General features: G+C 63.5%; 1 protein-coding gene. It reads left to right on the top strand.

All coding sequences use genetic code 11. The annotated features are described in order from the left end of the window. Positions 1–113: 113 nt before the first annotated feature. Positions 114–1508 (top strand): IS1380 family transposase, encoded by a 1395-nt coding sequence (locus tag A5785_RS19815; protein ID WP_064862097.1) that lies wholly within the window; start codon positions 114–116, stop codon positions 1506–1508. Positions 1509–1680: the final 172 nt, after the last annotated feature.

Here is a 1680-nt window from a genome sequence, read left to right as displayed (position 1 = left end):
TAGCCTCGGGCTTTCATGCTGATTTCGTGTCGTAAACGAAGATTGGTGCCCTGACCTGGGATAATTCGACTTGCGAAGGTCCGAATATCTCATGATCGAGGAGCACCAATCTGGTGAGTAAGTCTACGTCGCCGTATCCGCAGTTGTCCGCTGATGGGTCGGGAACCGGGATCGTGTCGCATGCTGGGGCCACAGTGTTGCTGCGTGCTGCGGAGAAAACGCGTCTGACCACAGCATTGTCCGATGCGTTGATGCCGTGGCGTAAGCCTTTGGCCACTCATGATCCGGGCAAGATCCTGCTGGATCTGGCGGTCGCGGTCGCGATCGGCGGTGACTGTCTGGCCGACATCAACCAACTGCGAGCCGATCCGGCGGTGTTTGGGCAGATCGCTTCTGATCCGACGGTGTCACGACTGATCGCCACCCTGGCTGCTGATGCGCCGGCAGTACTGACCGCGATCGCTTCGGGTCGTGCGCGCGCCCGAACCCGGGCGTGGCACTGCGCTGGCGATACCGCTCCCGACCATGGTCGCGACGCGCACGATCCGCTGGTCATCGACTTGGATGCGACGTTGGTGACCGCACATTCGGAGAAAGAACACGCGGCCCCAACCTATAAGCGTGGCTTCGGTTTTCACCCCTTGTGTGCGTTCGTTGATCATGGCAGTGCCGGGACTGGTGAACCCCTGGCGATCGAGTTGCGGGCCGGTAATGCCGGGGCCAACACCGCCGCCGACCACATCACCGTCACCGCCCACGCGCTGGCACAGCTACCGCAGGTCAGCGGGTATCGGGTCGGTAAAACGGTGCTGGTGCGTACCGACTCGGCCGGCGGCACCCACGACTTCCTGAACTACCTGCACAAGCGGCGGCTGGCGTATTCGGTCGGGTTCGGCCTGACCGAGCCGATCGCCGAGGCCATCGACGGTCTCTCACCCCAGGTGTGGACACCGGCCTACGACGCCGACGGTACCGAACGCGACGGGGCGTGGGTGGCCGAGTTGACCGGTGTCCTCGACCTGAGTACCTGGCCCGACGGTATGCGGGTGATCGTGCGTAAAGAGAAACCCCATCCCGGCGCCCAGCTACGCTTCACCGACCGAGATGGTTTGCGGTTGACCGCATTTGCCACCAACACTGTTCGTGGTCAACTCGCCGACCTCGAACTACGACATCGCCGACGAGCCCGCTGCGAAGACCGCATCCGCACCACCAAAGACTGCGGACTGACCAACCTGCCCCTGCACGGCTTCGACGCCAACCGCATCTGGTGCGTCATCGTCGAAATCGCATGCGAGTTGATCGCCTGGACTCAGATGCTCGCGTTCACCGACACCCAGGCCCGCCGGTGGGAACCCAAACGCCTACGCCACCGCGTGTTCACCATCGCCGCCAAGATCAGCCGCCACGCCCGCCGAACCCGACTGAAGTTGGCCGCCCACGCACCCCACATGACTCTTCTTCTCGACGCAATAGCAAGGCTCACAGCACTTCCCGACCCCGGCTAACCCCACCAGCCGTCCTGACCACCGACTGAAAGGCACACAATTTCGGGGCCGTGAACCCCGACGCCCACCGACGCCTCGGGCGCCTCATCACGGCCCCGGTCCGGAATCCGGTCCTCAGACCACACCATCCGGACCACTCAACGACCGACCGCCACCTCACGAAACTTCGAGG

Origin of the sequence: Gordonia sp. 852002-50395_SCH5434458 (genome assembly GCF_001665905.1) — a bacterium.
Classification (GTDB): Bacteria; Actinomycetota; Actinomycetes; order Mycobacteriales; family Mycobacteriaceae; genus Gordonia; species Gordonia jacobaea.
The sequence above is the reverse complement of the archived record's forward strand: the minus strand, read 5'-3'. Positions and strand labels throughout refer to the sequence as shown.